Origin of the sequence: Variovorax beijingensis (assembly GCF_003951285.1) — a bacterium.
GTDB lineage: Bacteria > Pseudomonadota > Gammaproteobacteria > Burkholderiales > Burkholderiaceae_C > Variovorax > Variovorax beijingensis.
This window is the reverse complement of sequence record NZ_RXFQ01000022.1, coordinates 17066-33064: the sequence shown is the minus strand read 5'-3', so window position 1 is coordinate 33064 and position 15999 is coordinate 17066. Positions and strand designations below refer to the sequence as shown.

Below are 15999 nucleotides of genomic sequence, written 5' to 3'. Positions count from 1 at the left end.
TTCAGCGTTCATCTCTTGTTGGGCGCAGGTTCATCGCCGCCGCGATGGATGCTCATCCACCCCTCGAACAATGAGTCCTGTGTTTAACCACTTGCATGAATGGACTCTTCGATGATCCCGCGTTTTTCCAAGCTTCTTCCCGCCGCCGCCGTGCTGGCGCTTTGCATGTCGACCTCCGTGTCCGCGCAGACGGCCTCGAGCGCAAGTTGTGCTCCCGCTGGCGAACGCCAGATCGCGGCGCTGTTCGATCGATGGAATGCCTCCCTCGCCACGCTGGATCCCGACAAGGCGGTGGCCAACTACGCTCCTGACGGCGTGCTGCTGGCCACGGTGTCGAACCAGCCGCGCACCAGTGCGGCAGCAATCCGCGACTACTTCGTCAAGTTCCTCAAGGGTGCGCCGCAAGGCAAGATCGACTCGCGCACGATCCGGGTCGGCTGCAACGTGGCGCAGGACATCGGCACCTACACCTTCAGCTTCAAGGACGGCAAGGCGGTGCACGCCCGCTACACCTATGTGTACGAATGGGTCAACGGCCAGTGGCTGATTGCGCACCACCACTCGTCGGCAATGCCCGAGAGCGTTGCGGCAAAGTAAAGGGGCTAAAGGGGTGGTGTTCGGGCCCGAGGCCTGCTACGGCCGCAGGTCGACTTCGGGCCGCATCGATGCGGTGCCGTTCCAGCGCACCTCGAAGCCTGCGCTGCGGAACTGGCCGACGACCAGTTCACCGACGCGCTGCATGTCGGTATCGCCGCCCTCCGGCGCGCCCCAGAACGCGAGCGAGAGCTGGCTGGTGCGCTTGGCGCGGTTCAGGTCCTGCCGCGTGTAGAAGCAGAAGCCATGCACGCCGGCCTTGCCGCCGCCGCGCTCGCGGAACGCCTCCGAGCAATCGGAGAAACCGTCGGACTGCGTTCCCCCCGCATCCTGCAATGCGACCAGGCCGGCCTGCGTCAGCGCGGCGAACACCTCGGCAATGCGCGCTTCGGCGGTGCGCCACTGCGCAGTGCTCATCTTCACCGGCTCGGGTTCGGGCGGCAGCGGCAAGGCGGCGGCGTGGCCGCTGACGCGCGCCAGCAGCTCGGCCACTTCTTCCATCATCGCGTTCTCCGTGACGTGGTTGCCGTGGCTGTCGCTCACATCGGCATTGGCGCCTGCGTCGATGAGCAGCTGCACGGCCTCCGTGCCCGGCGCGAATTCGGCGGCAAGGTACAGCGCGGTGCGGCCGTCGGCGCCGGCGTATTCGAGCGGACTGCCGGCGTCGAGCAGCAGTTGCAGTACCGCGAGGTTCGCTTCGATCTCGGACTCGTCGGCGCCCATCGCGGCGCATTGCAGCGCGGTGAAGCCTTGCTTGTTCAGGGCGGCCGGGTCGGCGCCGGCTTCGATGCATGCGCGCACCGTGTCGACATCGGCATTGCGCGCAGCGTCGAAAATCTTCTTCGGATTCATGGCATCTCCCGTTGGTTGCGGGATTCTGCCGTACGCGCATGCGCCAAAGCCAGCCGGGACACCCTGAGTGCATGAGCGATCGACCTACCGCATCCGCACGGCCGATGGCTTTTCAGTTTCCTGCACAGCTGGGACCTGCCGGCCATGCTGCGGGCAGCGGCCTTGCGAGATGCCGTGCTGATCGACTTCAGCCTGGGAGGATTGCTGGTCAGCGTGACGAGCATCGTGATCGGCTATCGGCGCGTGTCGACCTGGATCACCCAAGCCAGAGCAGGCGCGCCCAGATGATTATTAATAGAAATGACTTGTTGGGTGGATAGATTGCGCGGTCCGCTTGCGTTTTTCAATTTCTTCATCCACCTCCATGCCGTCTCTCCCGTCCTTCAGCCGACCCTTTGCCATCACCCTGGTCGCGGTACTCTGCCTCTCGGCATGCGGTGGTGGCAGCGACGGCGGCGCCTTGTTTCCCATCGTCGGCACGCCGCCGGCCACCACGAATCCGCCCGCCGTTGTTGTCGCCGGTCCGCCGAAGGACCTGGGCTTCACCGACACCGCGCCGGTCCCCGATCCGGTCGCGGTTCCGCCCTTCGTCGACAACGTCGCGACCAACCAGCGCGGTGATGCGCGCTATGCAACGAAGGAAACCAATGCCGGCGTGCGCGTGCTGGCCGGCTTCCTCGACTTCTGGCAACCCAGCACGCTGCTGGTCGACGCGGGCGTCTCGGCGCCTGCGCAGGGCAGCTTTCCGGCCATCGTCACGTCCACGTGGAGCGGCATTCCGGGCGACGCCACCGATGGCAGGATCCTTAACGCCGCAGTGCTGAACAGCAATGTCCAGTACGTCGTCGACGCCACCAATGCACGCACCAGCGCGCAGGAGCTGGCCGCCTACCTGGACGACCGCCGCGGCAAGGGCTACAGCATCAGCGACGGCATGGGTCCGCTCACCGACGCCTGGCGCAGCGCCACGCAGCAGAGCACCACCATCACCGGCATCGCCGCCGACGCCACCACCGTGCTCTACAACGACACCGGCAAGGACATCGGCGTGCCCGGCGCCGCCAACCCCACCTTCGGCACCGTGGTGGACCTGCTCAACAACATCGGCGAGAACGCTTCCACCGAACCCGCCAAGCGCTACTACAAGTACGCGCGCCCATGGCGCTGGAGCAGCAGCGTGAAGGTGGTGCCTGCGCTGGAGCCTGCCAAGAGCAGCACGCCCACCACCGACGGCGGCTTCGTGAGCGGCCACACGGCCGAGGCCGTGCGCAAGGCCATCGCGTTCGGCTACGTCGTGCCGCAGCGGTTCCAGGAGATGGTGGCGCGGGGCCTCGAGCTCGGCGAGAACCGGATCCTGTCGGGTATGCATTCGCCGCTGGATGTCATCGGTGGGCGCGTGCAGGGTCAGGCCGCGGCGGCCGCGAGCCTGGCCACGGGGGCCAACGTCGCGCGCAAGAGCGCGGCGTATGAGCAGGCGCAGTCGGTGCTGATGACAGCCGTGGGGGCGAGCGATGCCGCCGCCTTCAACAGCTTTGCCCATTCGCAGGACGCCGCGGCCGACCGCTTCGCCGACCATGCCGCGAGCAAGGCCGACTACCTGCGCCGTCTGACCTTCGGCTTCAAGCAGGTGGCCGATGCGGCCAAGCCCGCCGTGGTGCCCAAGGGCGCCGAAGTGCTGCTCGAAACGCGCCTGCCGTACCTCGACGCCGCGCAGCGCCGCGTGGTGCTCAAGACCACGGCGGTAGCTTCGGGCTACCCGGTGATGGATGACCCCGAAGGCTGGGGTCGGCTCAACCTGTTCGATGCGGCCGATGGCTACGGCGCCTTCAACGGCGACGTGGTCGTGACGATGGATGCCAGCCTCGGCGGCTTCAATGCGATGGACAGCTGGCGCAACAACATCTCCGGCGCCGGCAAGCTCACCAAGAAGGGCAGCGGCACGCTCGCGCTCGGCGGCAGCAACAGCTATGCGGGCGGCACGCAGCTCGTGGAGGGCACGCTGCAGGCGGACACCGCAGAGGCCTTCGGCAACGGCAACGTCTACGTCGGCGGCGGCACGCTGGTCTGCAACGCACCTTCGACAGTCAGGATGGCGGGCGCCTACACGCAATTGGCGGGCACGACGCTGCAACTGAATCTGGGCGGCGGGGGTGCCGGCCGCCTGAACGTGGCCGGCGTGGCAGCCCTCGACGGAACGCTGAACCTGAGCTTCAAGCCCGGTTTCGTGCCCAGCGCGGGCGACACGCTCACGGTCATCAGCAGCGGTGCCCTGACCGGCCGGTTCTCGGCCATCAGCGCGCCGGGCTTCAAGGTCACGCCGACCTATACGGGAACACAGCTCATCGTGCGCTTCGACGCCTGATCTGGCGCTGGAACGGAGCGCTTCTCCGTCTTACGCCGGCGCCGCGCCCTGGGTCGCTGTGTAGACGGCATACAGCGACTGGCTGGCCGCCATGAACAGGCGGTTGCGCTTGGGGCCGCCGAAGCAGACGTTGCCGCAGACCTCCGGCAGCCGGATGCGCCCGATGAGCCGGCCTTGCGGCGTCCATACCGTGACGCCGCTGTAGCCCACGCTGCGGCCCGCATTGCTGGAGCACCACAGGTTGCCGTCGACATCGGCGCGCACGCCGTCGGGCCCGCACTTCACGCCATCGATCATGAAGTTGCTGAAGAGCTTGCCGTTGTGGAGCTTGTTGTCGGTACCGACGTCGAACACATGCATGTCGCCCTTGCCGCCGGCGATGGTGTCGCCCGGTCCCTGCCCGGTGCTGACGACATAGAGCTTCTTGAAGTCGGGCGAGAAGCACAGGCCGTTCGGGTCCGGCACCAGGTCTTCGCCGGCGACCTGCGTGAGCGTTCCGCTCTTGTCGAGGCGGTAGACCGCGGTCGGCAGCTCGCGCCTGTACGAGCCGATCTCGGGCGGCTGCCCGAGCTTCGGGTTGAGCCGGCCGGCCTTGTTCGCGGGCCCGCCGGCCGCATCGACCGTGCCCTCGTAGAGCTGGGCGCCATAGGGTGGATCGGTGAACCAGTAGCTGCCATCGGGATGCGGGACGATGTCGTTGGGCGAGTTGAGCCGCTTGCCGTTGAAGCTCGAGGCGAGGACGGTCGCCGAGCCATCGAGCTCGTAGCGCACCACGCGCCGCGTGAGGTGCTCGCAGGACAGCTGCCTTCCCTGGTAGTCGAAGGAGTTGCCGTTGCTGTTGTTGGAAGGCGCGCGGAACACGCTGACGTGGCCGTCGTCCTCGCTCCAGCGCAGTTGGCGATTGTTCGGGATGTCGCTCCAGACCAGAAAGCGGCCGACCGAATTCCATGCCGGTCCTTCGGACCACAGCGCGCCGGTCCACAGCCGCTGGATCGGGGCGTTGGGCTGGCGCAGCCCGTCGAACGCCGGATCGACGGTGAGCACGTCGGGATCGGTGAAGTAGGTGGTGGGAGCCCCGCGTGCGCTGAAGTCGCGCGGCGGCTGGGTGATGGTGCTCGGCGGCACCGCCGGCCCGCCGGGGGCGGCTTGTGCGTGCGCCCATCGCGGCAGGACGATGGAGGCGCCCAACGCGGCGCCCGCGCCGCGAAGAAGCCTGCGGCGTAGTACTGAATCATTCAATCTCGAATCGATTTTTTCTTGTGCCACGACTCACTCCATGAAAACGATGGAAGCAGCGTTGGAGAACACGAGCTCGCAAAGCCGGTCGCATGCTACGCGCTTCCCTGGCGCTGCACCAGATTGCGCGACGCTGCGGTGACAACAACTTCAAGACAGCTTCAATCGACTGAGTCCCTGATCTGGTTGATGTCGTCGTCGGCGCCTGCCTCCTTGCGCTTGTCGCCCATCCGGCCTTCCAGGATCTACAGTGCCTCTGCGTGGAGATGTGACGCGCAAGGGTGGACCGTGAGCGCGTGCGTGCGCTGCAACTGGGCCATCAGGTTGCGCTTCTTCTGGAGCGGCCGTCCCTAATACCGACGGAACCGTTCGGGGGGATAGAGGCAGTTGGCGTTGTCCCGGTTCGATGCGAGCGCGAAGCAATCCGGGCTCAGCGATGCCGCCTCGTGCTCGGTCGGCGCGAGGCAACCGTGATGCGCCAGCAATTCATGCAGGACGTGCAGCGGTGCGCGCCGGGTGTCGAACAGCGGCAAGGCATGGTGTTGGCCGTCGTCCTTCCACTGTCCGGCGACGACCCGCAGCGCGCAGCTGGCATTCAGTTGTGCCTTGCCGAGATGAAGGACCCCGTCAAGGACAAGCTGAAGCGGTTCGGGCTTTTCGAGCGGCTTGGGGAAGCGGCGTTCTTTCCGACCCTCGGTGCCAGCGTCAGCGGGTATCTCGAGACCCATCCGGTGGATTGAGTGGACTGGGAAGACAAGGGGCGCTGAGTTCACGCCGCGAGCTCGCCGCCTGGTTTTCACCTGCTCGGTTTGGTCCAGACAGTTATGCCTAGAAGACGGCGGGTCGCGGTTCTTTGCGGAGTTCGAGTTTGAACCTCTGCCGAGGTCCAGCATTGCGGGGTGCGGTGGGGGCGTACCTCGTTGTAGTGATTGCGCCAGGCTTCGATCAGGACAGCGGCTTCGGCCCGTGGTCCGAGCGCAGGAACAGCGGCGCACCGCGGCCGCATCGAGGCAACGCGCTTGCGCGGGCGTTTTTCGGGGCACCAGCAGGCCTGCCGGACGCCACGCGATGTGTGCGGGACCAACTCAACCCGAAGCCGCTGCGACGCAGGAACACGCGAATGCGGCGAGAGTGGAACGCTGGCGCCTGCGATGGACGCAGGCCGACGCCGGCTGCTCAACGGCGCCCCGATTCGGGCGCGTCGGCATTGCCTCCGCGGGCGAACTCTCCTCGCCTGTTCGCCTGGCGGTTCGCCTGAAGCCTGCGGGCGTTCTCGGCCTGTCGCTCCGCTCTGGACAGCCTGGCTTGCGCACTCGGCTTCGGATCGCCTTCGCTCAACTGGGCGCCGCGGGCGGTCTGCCGTCCTTGTGCCATGCGCTCCTTGCGCGCCGCGGCGCGTTCGGACGGTGTCGTCTGCGGCGCAGGCCGTGCCTTGGCTTGCGAGGGATCTGCCTCGCCCGCGCCCTGAGCCCATGCGCCGGCGCCAAGCGCCTGCATCAACACGACTCCGGACGCGAGGATCAACGCGCGGGCCGAGACGAAAGCCTTCGAAGATGAATCGGTCATGATGGGATGCTCTCTGAGTTCATGGAGCGGAAAGTCTAGGAGGGGATTCGCCTCGGCCGTTTGCGCTGCGTCAAGGTGCCCCGGGAGCGCCTCGGCGGGCGCCGATGCCGATCGCAGGATCGCTCTCGAAGCGGACAAGCCTGCGACCGCGCGCGGCAGCTGCGCGGACATGGCTGCGCTCTCTCCGGTGGCCTTCCGCATTGCCAGCGCACGGGGAAGGGTGATCGGCCAGGTCATGGGTTCGCAAGTCAGGGGATCGACGAAGGACCTCATTGACTTGGAACCAGGGATTGGACTTCAAGCGAACCTGGGAGGGCCGACCAGTATGCCGCGCCGCAACCCCAGTGTGGCCTGTCTTCAGCATCCTGCTAGCCCCCGAGGCTCGAACCGATCTGGCGGCGCATTTCGTCCGCCAGTGGATGCAGTACTTCCGCCTTGTGCGTGCCGACGACACCGTAGCCCAGCCCCTGGTCAGCCCACGCATAGCCCGCGACCGGGCCGTCGATGGGACGCATCACCGGCGTGTCCTTGTCGACCGTCATGGGCCTCACGGTCAACGCCAGCCGCGTGCCGCTCGCGTCGTCGTACATGAACAGCCCCGCGGGGCCGTGCGCCGTCATGACCAGACGCCCGCCGATGAAGTTGTAGCCCGACGATGTGAGATCGGGAATCGCGACCTTGCGCCCGAGCCGCAAAGAGACCCAGTCCACCAGCTCCGCGCGCTGCGAAGGCCCCATCTCGACGGGCCGCACCGTGTCCGACGCGTAGACCGCGTAGCTGCGCGTCGCCTCGCGCGCCAAGGCGGAAATGCCCGCATCGCCGTCGGCCGGGACGCCGCCGCGCAGCGACCACCCCGCACCGGCCCCCAGGCCGAGCGCCAACATGACGGCCGCCGCCATGCCCCAGGGCCAGCGGCGGCTCGGCGCATGCCGGTCCTGCAGCGCGCGCTGCTCGTGTTCTTGCACCAGCCGCGCGAGGTTCAGCGACGGCGGCAGCGGCTCTTCGGCAATCGGCGCCAGGGCCGCGCGCAAGCCCTGCCGGTGCAGGGCGTAGGCCTCGACCTCGCGCGCGGCATCGGGATGGTGAGCGAGATACTCGCGCACCTCGCGGCGGCGCCGCGCGTCGAGCGCCTCGTCGACGTAGGCGTGCAGGTCCTCTTCGAGGATGGGACGTCCGCCCATGGGGTCGTCGTTCATTTGAGTCTCCGCAGATGGGGAGGCGCCGGGGGGTCCGTATCGGGCGATGCGGCCGCGGGCATCGGGTCGACCCCGTCGAGCATGCGGTGCACGCGCTGGCGTGCGCGCGCGAGCCGCGACATCACGGTGCCGACGGGAATGTCGAGCGTCTTCGCAGCCTCCGCATAGGACAGGTCCTCGACCGCGACGAGCAGCAGCACGGCGCGCTGGTCGTCGGGCAAGAGGTCGAGCGCACGCATCAGCTCGCGATGCGTCACGCGGTGCTCCTGGTGCGCGGGGATGCTCAATTCGGCCTCGTCGATGTCTTCCACGGCCAGGTGCAGGCCGCGGCGCGTCTGCTGCCGCAGGCGGTTCATCGCCAGGTTGTGCAAGATGGCAAAGACCCACTGCCGCGTGTCGTCGGCCTCGCGCCGCTGGCTCCAGCGGCTGATGACCCGCTCCAGGCAGTCCTGCACCAGCTCGTCCGCCGATTCCCGCTCGTGCAGCAAGGCGCGTGCGTAGCGCCGCAGTGCGGGGATCATCGGCTCGACGAGCAGGATCAGGTCGTTCATGTTCCGGACATCGCAGCGCGCAACGGCGCCGCCTCAAAGGCTCTGCACCTGGACCGGGGTTCCGGGCTTGCCACCCGATTGTGGCGCGATCACGAGGTAGCGCTTGCTGTCCGTGGGGGTCGCGCCCTGGATCTGCTGGCGGATCGGGCCGATCGCGTTCACGATCGCGGCGCCCGCGGGATTGGTCATGAAATTCGCCAACGGCTGCAGTACCCCGCTGCCGTCCGGCTGGTCCGACAGCGCAAGCACATAAGGCTGCCTGGGCTCCAGGCCGGTAGCTGAGGCCTGCAGCACCTGCAGCAGGCCCTGGTCGAACAACGAGACGCTGGTGGGCGCGTTGTTCTCGGCGCCCGGCGCCTTGCGTGCCCGGGGCGTCACCAGCGTCAGGTGCGCGACCTGGCCGGACAGCCCCGGCGCCTGCAGGCCCTGCGTGCCGTCGCCGGCCTGCGCCGGAACGGCGTTGGGCACGTACGCGATGGCCTGGGGCGCCTGGCCCACCGGCACGGTCGCCACCACGGTATTGGTGGCCGTGTCGATCACCGCAAGCGCGTCGGCGTTCTCCAGCCCGACATAGATTCGCGTGCCATCGCCCGAGGGCCAGATGCCGTGCGGCAGCATGCCGACAGGAATGGTCGCGACCTGCGAGAAATCGTCCGTGCGGAACACCTTGACCTGGTTGAGGCCGCCGATGGTCACGTAGGCGAAGCTGCCCTTCTTCGTGGCGGCGAAATTGACGTGGTTGGTGATCGGGCCCGTGTCGAAGGACTTGATCACCGCGAACGGCGGCTTCGCGTCGAACACCATCGTGCGACCGATGTCCTTGAGCGTCATCCAGACCTGCTTGCCGTCGGGCGTGGCGGCGATGTTGGGGCAGAAGGGGCTGTCCTGCTTCACGCGGCCGACCGTCTGCTTGGTGGCCGTGTCGATCACGACCGTCTCGGGATTGAACGACGAGCAGACGTAGCCGTACTTGCCGTCGGGTGAGAAGATCTGCATGCCGGGCCCGTTGGGCGTGGTGATGCGGGTCTTTTCCATGAAGGTGGCGGCATCGAGCACCGACACGTAGTTTTCGCCGCGTACCGTGACCCACACCTCCTTGCCGTCGGGCGTGAAGAAGGCCTCGTGCGGCGAACGGCCGACATAGGTGGTGTGCTTCACCGCGTTGGTCGCGGTGTCGATGAAGGTCACGGAGTTCGAGCCGATCGACACGACGGCGAGCGTGCGGTGGTCCGGCGAGAAGCCCATGCCATGCACCAGCACCTGGCCCTTGTAGAGCGGACTGAAGTTGCCCGGCGACGGGTCTCCCAGGCGGATCACGCCGAGCAGCTTGTTGTCCATCGGGTCGGTGACCGACACGGTGTTGGAAAACTGCTCGGCCGTGTAGACGCGGTCCCGGTGGCTCATCGGGATGTCGGCATCGGCGGCTGCGCCCGGTGCCTGGCCGGCTTGTGCGCACGCGGCAACGGCGGCCAGCGCGGTGGCGGCAAGAAGATGAGTGAGGCTGTGCTTTTTCATGTTGTCGCTCTGGGTGGTTGATGCGTGTGAAAGCGTGTGATCGGGGAAGGCGCGGCCCGCCTACATGCGACCGGCCTGCGTGGGCGCGGGCGCTGAAGGCGGCAGCGGCTGGCCGAGCGCGAGGCGCATCGCGGCGATCTCCTGCTGCTGCTCGACGATGATTTCCTGCGCGATGCGGCGCAGCTGCTCGTTGTTACCGTGGCGCAGCTCGGCCAGCGCCATGTCGATCGCGCCCTGGTGGTGGGCGATCATCATTTCGGCGAAGTCGCGGTCGACATCGCCGGAGCTCTTGATGCTCATGCCGGCCATCATCCGGGCCATGGCGGCGTCGTTCTCCGCGGCAAAGCCGGCGTCGGCCGGGTCGCTGGTGGTGCAGATGTCCATGAGCCCCGCGATCAGGGGGGTGGCGCGCGCGACGCCGCCGGGCACCTGCGCCGCCGCGACAACCGCTGCCGCGCAGGCAAGAGCCGCCGTGCCAATGGTAAATGCGCCGGGGCGCAGCAGGCGGGGTGGAAATTTCAACTGCATCGGGTGTCCTCGACTGGAATGGCACTGGGCCGTCAGAGGGGTAGACACCGGAGTCGATGATTTATTCCAGGGTGGTCGAGAAGAAATGCCTCGCCGGACTGCTGCGCCGCAAGCGGCCGGCTGCCCCACCTTGACGGCGGGGCACAGACCGCCGACCAGTTCAGCGGGAGGGCACCGGTTGTGCGGCAGGAGCTCTTCGATACGGCTGTTCAGCTGCATCGGCAGGCGAACGAGGACGTCCTTGAGGTAGGCCCGTGGCTCGTGGCCGTGGGCCCGTCGGATCGCACCAAGGTTACCGGACGTGCCGGTCAAGGCGCGCTGATCATTGGCAGAAACACGTCAAGGCTGTCCGCTCGATAGCCGGGGCAGCGACACCGCTGGCGCCGTCCGCAATGCTGTCGCGCGGCCGCCTGCGACAGTCGGTGTGACGACGGCGACGCCTCCCTTGCGGCAGCGATCCAGATGCTGCCCCTCAACGCAGTCGGACAGCAGGGAGATCAGGCCGGCTCGGGCCAAGGTGCTTGCACCGAACGAGCCGACTCGTAGAACGCCGCCATCTGCAGCACGCCCAGGTCGTCGAACCGGCGCCCGGCGATCTGCAGGCCGATGGGCAGGCCACTCCTGGCGTAGCCGCAGTTGATCGATGCCGCAGGCTGCTCCGACTGGTTGAACACCGAAGTGAAGTGCGAATCTTTCAGCGGGTTTTCCGGTCCGCTGTTGATGGCTTCCGCCGCGAACGGCAGCACGGGCGACACGGGCGACAGCACATAGTCGTACGGCTGCGTGGCCGCCACGGTCGCTGCGCGCAGTGCCTGCATGCGCGTGAAGGCACGGAAGGTGTCTTCGGGCGAGAGCGAGCCCGCGAACTCGCCCGCAGCATGGATGTAGTCGGCGGCGAGTTTGGCGCGCTCGATCGGCATGGCGGCCAGGTCGACGCGGCAGCGCATCGTGAAGAAATGCGCCATGCCCATGCGCATGTCCAGCGTGCTCCAGTCGGAGAGCGGCTCCACGATGGCGCCGGCCTGTTCGAAGACGCGTGCCGCTGCCAGCACGGCGTCTTTCACTTCAGTGTCGATCGGCCAGCCGCCCAGCGTGTCGGTCCACAGGCCGATGCGCAGACCCCGCACGTCGCGGCTCAGGTGCTCCCATGCGATGTCTTGTGCCGGCAGGCTCATGTAGTCGCGCGGATCGGGGCGCGACACCACCGCCATCAGCAGCGCGGCGTCGGCGACGGTGCGCGTCATCGGGCCGATCACGCGCGCGGCGGCCGGTGGGTCGACCGGAATGCGCCCATGGCTGGGCTTGAGCCCGAACACGCCGCAGAAGTTGGCGGGGATGCGCACCGAACCACCGATGTCGGTGCCCAGGTGCAAGGGACCGTAGCCCGCGGCGGCGGCAGCGCCCGCACCGGAGCTGGAGCCGCCGGTGCTTTTGCGAAGATCCCAGGGGTTGCGCGTGAGCGGATGAAAGCTCGACGGAGCCGCGCCCAGGAAGCCGAAGTCCGGCATCGTGGTCTTGGTGACGATCACCGCGCCTGCTTCACGCAGGCGTGCGGCCGCAGGCGCATCCGCCGCGGCGGGCGACAGCACCGAGGCAGCGCTGCCGATCGGCGACGGCGTGCCGCGCGTGGCGATGTTTTCCTTGAGCGTGACCGGCACGCCGTCCAACTCGCCTTGCGGTGCGCCTTGGCTCCATCGTGCTTCGGAGGCCTTGGCCGAGGCCAGGGCGGCTTCGGCATCCAGCCCGTAGGTGGCGTGAATGCTCGGCTCCCAGCGTTCGATGCGCGCCAGCACCGACTTCGTCACGTCGACGGGGGAGAGGGTGCGGGCGCGATAGCGCGCCAGCAGTTGGACGGCGCTCAGGGCGTACAGGGGTGTTTCCATGGTTGTCTCTTTTGGGGGTCGAAGATGTCGATCGGAGCGGTGGTTGATGCGCACGCCTCAGCCCTGCCCGAATGCGTAGCCCTGACCAGGGGCCGCGGCCAACAGGGAACGGGTGTAGGCCTCGCGCGGCGCCAGCAGCACGTCGTGCGCGGTGCCTTGCTCGACGATGCGGCCCATGTGCATGACGATCAGCCGGTCGCAGATCTGGCTGGCCACGCGCAGGTCGTGCGTGATGAAGAGGATGCCGATGGACAGCCGCTGCTGGATCTCCGCGAGCAGCTTGAGGATCTGGTCTTGCACCGAGACATCGAGTGCCGAAACGGCCTCGTCGGCAATCAGCACCTGCGGCTCGCAGGCGAGCGCGCGTGCGATGCACAGGCGCTGCCGCTGGCCGCCGGAGAACTCGCTCGGGTAGCGGTGCAGCACATCGGGCTTCAGCCGCACCAGCTCCATCAGTTCTTCGGCGCGCTGCCAGGCCTTCTCGGGAGAAAGGCCAAAATTGACTGGCCCTTCGATGATCGACTGGCCGACCGTGCGGCGCGGATTCAGCGAACGGTTCGGGTCCTGGAACACCACCTGGACCATGCGCCGGAAGGCCGAGAGCCGCGCACGCGGTGCGCGCTGTGCCTCGATGTGAGGCACCCAGACCTCGCCGCCCGTCGGCTCGATCAGCCGCGCAATGCAGCGGGCCACGGTCGACTTGCCCGAGCCGGACTCGCCCACGATGCCCACGGTTTCGCCGGCGTGCAGCTTGAGCGACACATCGGTCGCTGCATGCACCGTGCGGCGCTTGCCCGGCCACGAGCCGGAGCGGTAGGTCTTGGTGACGCCGCGCGCATCGAGCAGTGGCGCAGCGTCCGCGATGGTCGGCCGCCGCGCGGGCTCCAGGCGCGGCACGGCATCGAGCAGCATGCGCGTGTAGGGCTCCTTCGGCCGGCGCAGCACATCGTCCTTCGGTCCGCTTTCGATCTGGCGGCCCAGTTGGAGCACCACGACGTGGTCCGCGATGTCCGCGACCACGCCGAAGTCATGCGTGATGAACAGCACCGCCGTTCCGTTCTCCTGCTGCATCTCGCGAATGAGCGAAAGGATTTCGGCCTGCGTGGTCACGTCCAGCGCGGTGGTCGGCTCATCGCAGATCAGCAGCGCGGGACGCAGGATCAGGGCGATGGCAATCACGATGCGCTGCCGCTGCCCGCCCGAGAGCTGGTGGGGATAGGCGTCGTAGATGCGTTCGGGCTCGGGCAGCTTGACCCGCGCGAAGATGGCCAGCACCTTTTGTCGGCGCTCGGCGGCGCCAAGCTCGGTATGCTCGGCCAGCATTTCGTCGACCTGCATGCCGCATCGCATCACCGGGTTCAGCGCCGTCATGGGCTCCTGGAACACCATCGCCATGCGGGCGCCGCGCCATGCACGCAGGCGTGCGGCGTCGGCCGTGAGAACGCTCTCGCCCATCACCTCGATGCGTCCGCCCGAAGGCACCAGCGAAGCGGGCAGCAGCCCCATCACCGCCTGAGCGATCACCGATTTGCCGGAGCCTGATTCGCCCAGCAGGCACACGACCTGGCCGGGCACCACGTCGAAGGAAACGGCGTGGACGGCATGCGGCCGGTCGGCGCCCGCGGGCAGGTCGATGCTCAGGTTGCGCACCTCGAGGCATGGCGATTCAGCAGCGGGTGCGGCAGCGGCTGCGGTGGATTGCGTGTGTGCCATGGTCAGCTCCCGCGCTTGTTGAACTTCGGATCGAGCGCGTCGCGCAGGCCGTCGCCGAGCATGTTCACGGCCAGCACCGTGAGCGCGAGGAAGGCGCCGGGCAGCAGCACGGTCGACGGATGCGAAGTGAAATACGCACGACCTTCGGACATGATGTTTCCCCAGGTCGGCACGTCCGACGGCAGGCCGATGCCGAGGAACGACATGACCGCTTCCGCCAGCATCGCCGCCGCGCAGACAAAGGTGCCCTGAACGATCAGCGGCGCCACCGTGTTGGGAAGGATGTGGCGCAGCATCAGCTTCCAGGCGGGCGTATCCAGCGCAATGGCGGCTTCGACATACGGCTCTTCGCGAACCGACAGCACGACCGAACGCACCAGTCTCGCCACCCGCGGTGTTTCGGGAACGACGATTGCCAGGATCACCGTCCACAGGCTGGGCCGCCAGACCGCGACCAGCACGATGGCGAACAGGATGCCGGGGATCGCCATCATCCCGTCCATCACCCGCATGATCACGCCGTCGAAGCGGCGAAAGTATCCCGCGACCATGCCTACCAGCATCCCGAGCGCGATCGAGCCCAGCGCGACCGCCGCGCCGACCGACAGCGAGATGCGCGCGCCGTAGGCCGTGCGGCTCCAGATGTCGCGGCCCATGCTGTCCGTTCCCATCGGGAAGAAACGCTCGAAGCTGTCGCCGGCCAGCGTCGTGAATTCGGCATGCGCGCCAGGCGACAGGTGAGAGTTGGCCGGATCCATCGCGTTGGGGTCGATGGTGTAGAGCCACGGGGCCGCGACCGCCAGCACCACCATGAAGCAAAGGAGCACGCTGCCCCAGCGCACGGCGCCGTTCGCGAAGACGCGGCGCAACAGGGAGGGCTTGCGATGGCGACGCGCAGTCGTCGTGTCCAGCGGTATGGAGATCGAAGTCATGGAAAGGGTCCCCGAAAAGGAATGGGTGCGCGCGTCAGTAGCGGATGCGCGGATCGAGCAGCAGGTAGCTCAGGTCCACCATCAGATTGACGACGACGTAGATGAGCGAGAAGAACAGGGTGATGCCCTGGATGAGCGGGTAGTCGCGCGAGAGCACCGCGTCCACCGTGAGTTGGCCCAGGCCCGGTATGGCGTAGATCGTCTCGGTCACCACCACGCCGCTGATGAGGCCGGCCACGCTCAGGCCGATGATGGTGGCGATCGGCACCGCCGCATTGGCGAGCGCATGGCGCGTCAACATGCGCCACTCCGGGATGCCCTTGGCGCGCGCGGTGCGCACATAGTCTTCGGTCAGTGCTTCGGAAACCGCCGCCCGCGTGACCCGCGCGATCAGCGCCGCATACATCACGGCCAGCGTGATGCAGGGCAGCGCCAGGTTGCGCAGCCACGGACCGACACCTTCGGCGATGCGGTTGTAGCCCTGCGAAGGCAGCCAGCCCAGCTGCATCGAGAACAGCCAGATCATCAGGTAGCCTGCGACAAACACCGGCACGGAGAAGCCGAGAACCGAGGCGCTCATGATGAAGCGGTCGAGCCGGCCGCCGCTCCGCGAGGCCGCCAGCACACCCAGCGGCACGGCGATCAGCACGGTGAGCACGACGGTCGCGGCGGCGACCGACAGCGTGGGCTCCAGCCGTTGTTGGATCAGCTCTGTCACGCTCATCTTGTAGAAGTAGGAGTAACCCAGGTCACCGCGCAGCACGTGGCCCAGCCATCCGAAGAACTGGCTGACGACCGGTGCATCCAGGCCGAGCTGCGCGCGGATGCGTTCGATGTCCTGCACGCTGGCCCCGTCGCCCGCGATGGCAGCCGCCGGATCACCAGGCGTCATGCGCAGCAGGAGAAAGACGATGACGGCCACGATCAGGAGCACGGGCGCCGTGGCCAGGCCGCGCCGCAATAGAAAGTTGAGCATGTGAGAAGGTCTCGTTCGAGCGATGGATCGGCAGGCGCGGGCAAAGGAAATCCCTGACCGGTTGCAGCGAGTGCAACCGGCCAAACGCCTCGGCG

General features: G+C 67.6%; 15 protein-coding genes and 1 pseudogene. 4 read left to right on the top strand and 12 right to left on the bottom strand.

The window, feature by feature from the left end:
• The first annotated feature begins 111 nt into the window (after positions 1-111).
• Entirely contained in the window at positions 112-597 is a 486-nt protein-coding gene (locus tag EJO66_RS27725; protein WP_420856707.1) for an SgcJ/EcaC family oxidoreductase, read from the top strand.
• 36 nt (positions 598-633) lie between these two features.
• Here the strand turns inward: EJO66_RS27725 and EJO66_RS27720 are convergent, their stop codons facing one another.
• Positions 634-1446, bottom strand: coding sequence for an ankyrin repeat domain-containing protein (locus EJO66_RS27720; protein WP_125966685.1), 813 nt, complete (start codon positions 1444-1446; stop codon positions 634-636).
• A 144-nt stretch (positions 1447-1590) separates the two neighbouring features.
• Here EJO66_RS27720 and EJO66_RS27715 point away from each other — a divergent pair, with 144 nt between their 5' ends.
• Complete coding sequence (locus EJO66_RS27715; protein WP_206168898.1) at positions 1591-1734, top strand: hypothetical protein; 144 nt, start codon at positions 1591-1593, stop codon at positions 1732-1734.
• 76 nt (positions 1735-1810) lie between these two features.
• Positions 1811-3808, top strand: a complete 1998-nt coding sequence (locus tag EJO66_RS27710; protein ID WP_125966684.1) for a phosphatase PAP2 family protein — start codon at positions 1811-1813, stop codon at positions 3806-3808.
• Positions 3809-3838: 30 nt separating this feature from the next.
• Here the strand turns inward: EJO66_RS27710 and EJO66_RS27705 are convergent, their stop codons facing one another.
• Positions 3839-5047, bottom strand: a complete 1209-nt coding sequence (locus EJO66_RS27705; protein WP_420856706.1) for an SMP-30/gluconolactonase/LRE family protein — start codon at positions 5045-5047, stop codon at positions 3839-3841.
• 470 nt (positions 5048-5517) lie between these two features.
• Between EJO66_RS27705 and EJO66_RS33320 the strand changes: the two genes are divergently transcribed.
• Positions 5518-5784, top strand: a complete 267-nt coding sequence (locus tag EJO66_RS33320) for an STAS domain-containing protein (RefSeq protein ID WP_206168897.1) — start codon at positions 5518-5520, stop codon at positions 5782-5784.
• 436 nt (positions 5785-6220) lie between these two features.
• On the opposite strand, the gene EJO66_RS33130 is transcribed toward EJO66_RS33320, so the two are convergent.
• The 10 genes and pseudogenes from EJO66_RS33130 to EJO66_RS27655 form a co-directional block, all read right to left on the bottom strand.
• Positions 6221-6847 carry a hypothetical protein gene (locus EJO66_RS33130; RefSeq protein WP_240648846.1) on the bottom strand — a complete coding sequence of 209 codons (627 nt, stop codon included), beginning with the start codon at positions 6845-6847 and terminating at the stop codon, positions 6221-6223.
• Positions 6848-6978: 131 nt separating this feature from the next.
• Positions 6979-7791 (bottom strand): anti-sigma factor family protein, encoded by an 813-nt coding sequence (locus tag EJO66_RS27690; RefSeq protein ID WP_240648843.1) that lies wholly within the window; start codon positions 7789-7791, stop codon positions 6979-6981.
• An 11-nt stretch (positions 7792-7802) separates the two neighbouring features.
• Entirely contained in the window at positions 7803-8357 is a 555-nt protein-coding gene (locus EJO66_RS27685; protein ID WP_125966682.1) for an RNA polymerase sigma factor, read from the bottom strand.
• Between the two features lie 33 nt (positions 8358-8390).
• Positions 8391-9872 carry a YncE family protein gene (locus EJO66_RS27680; protein ID WP_125966681.1) on the bottom strand — a complete coding sequence of 494 codons (1482 nt, stop codon included), beginning with the start codon at positions 9870-9872 and terminating at the stop codon, positions 8391-8393.
• A 60-nt stretch (positions 9873-9932) separates the two neighbouring features.
• Entirely contained in the window at positions 9933-10256 is a 324-nt protein-coding gene (locus EJO66_RS33125) for a DUF305 domain-containing protein (protein ID WP_240648850.1), read from the bottom strand.
• Between the two features lie 336 nt (positions 10257-10592).
• Positions 10593-10712: pseudogene (locus EJO66_RS33120) on the bottom strand (transposase domain-containing protein); the annotation flags it as partial.
• 185 nt (positions 10713-10897) lie between these two features.
• Complete coding sequence (locus EJO66_RS27670; protein WP_125966679.1) at positions 10898-12283, bottom strand: amidase; 1386 nt, start codon at positions 12281-12283, stop codon at positions 10898-10900.
• A gap of 57 nt (positions 12284-12340) precedes the next feature.
• The gene (locus EJO66_RS27665; protein WP_125966678.1) at positions 12341-13996 is read right to left on the bottom strand and encodes a dipeptide ABC transporter ATP-binding protein; all 1656 of its coding nucleotides are present in this window, start codon (positions 13994-13996) and stop codon (positions 12341-12343) included.
• A gap of 2 nt (positions 13997-13998) precedes the next feature.
• Positions 13999-14928 carry an ABC transporter permease gene (locus tag EJO66_RS27660; protein ID WP_125966677.1) on the bottom strand — a complete coding sequence of 310 codons (930 nt, stop codon included), beginning with the start codon at positions 14926-14928 and terminating at the stop codon, positions 13999-14001.
• 34 nt (positions 14929-14962) lie between these two features.
• A complete protein-coding gene (locus tag EJO66_RS27655) occupies positions 14963-15904 on the bottom strand; it encodes an ABC transporter permease (protein WP_125966676.1) in 942 nt (313 codons plus the stop codon).
• Positions 15905-15999: the final 95 nt, after the last annotated feature.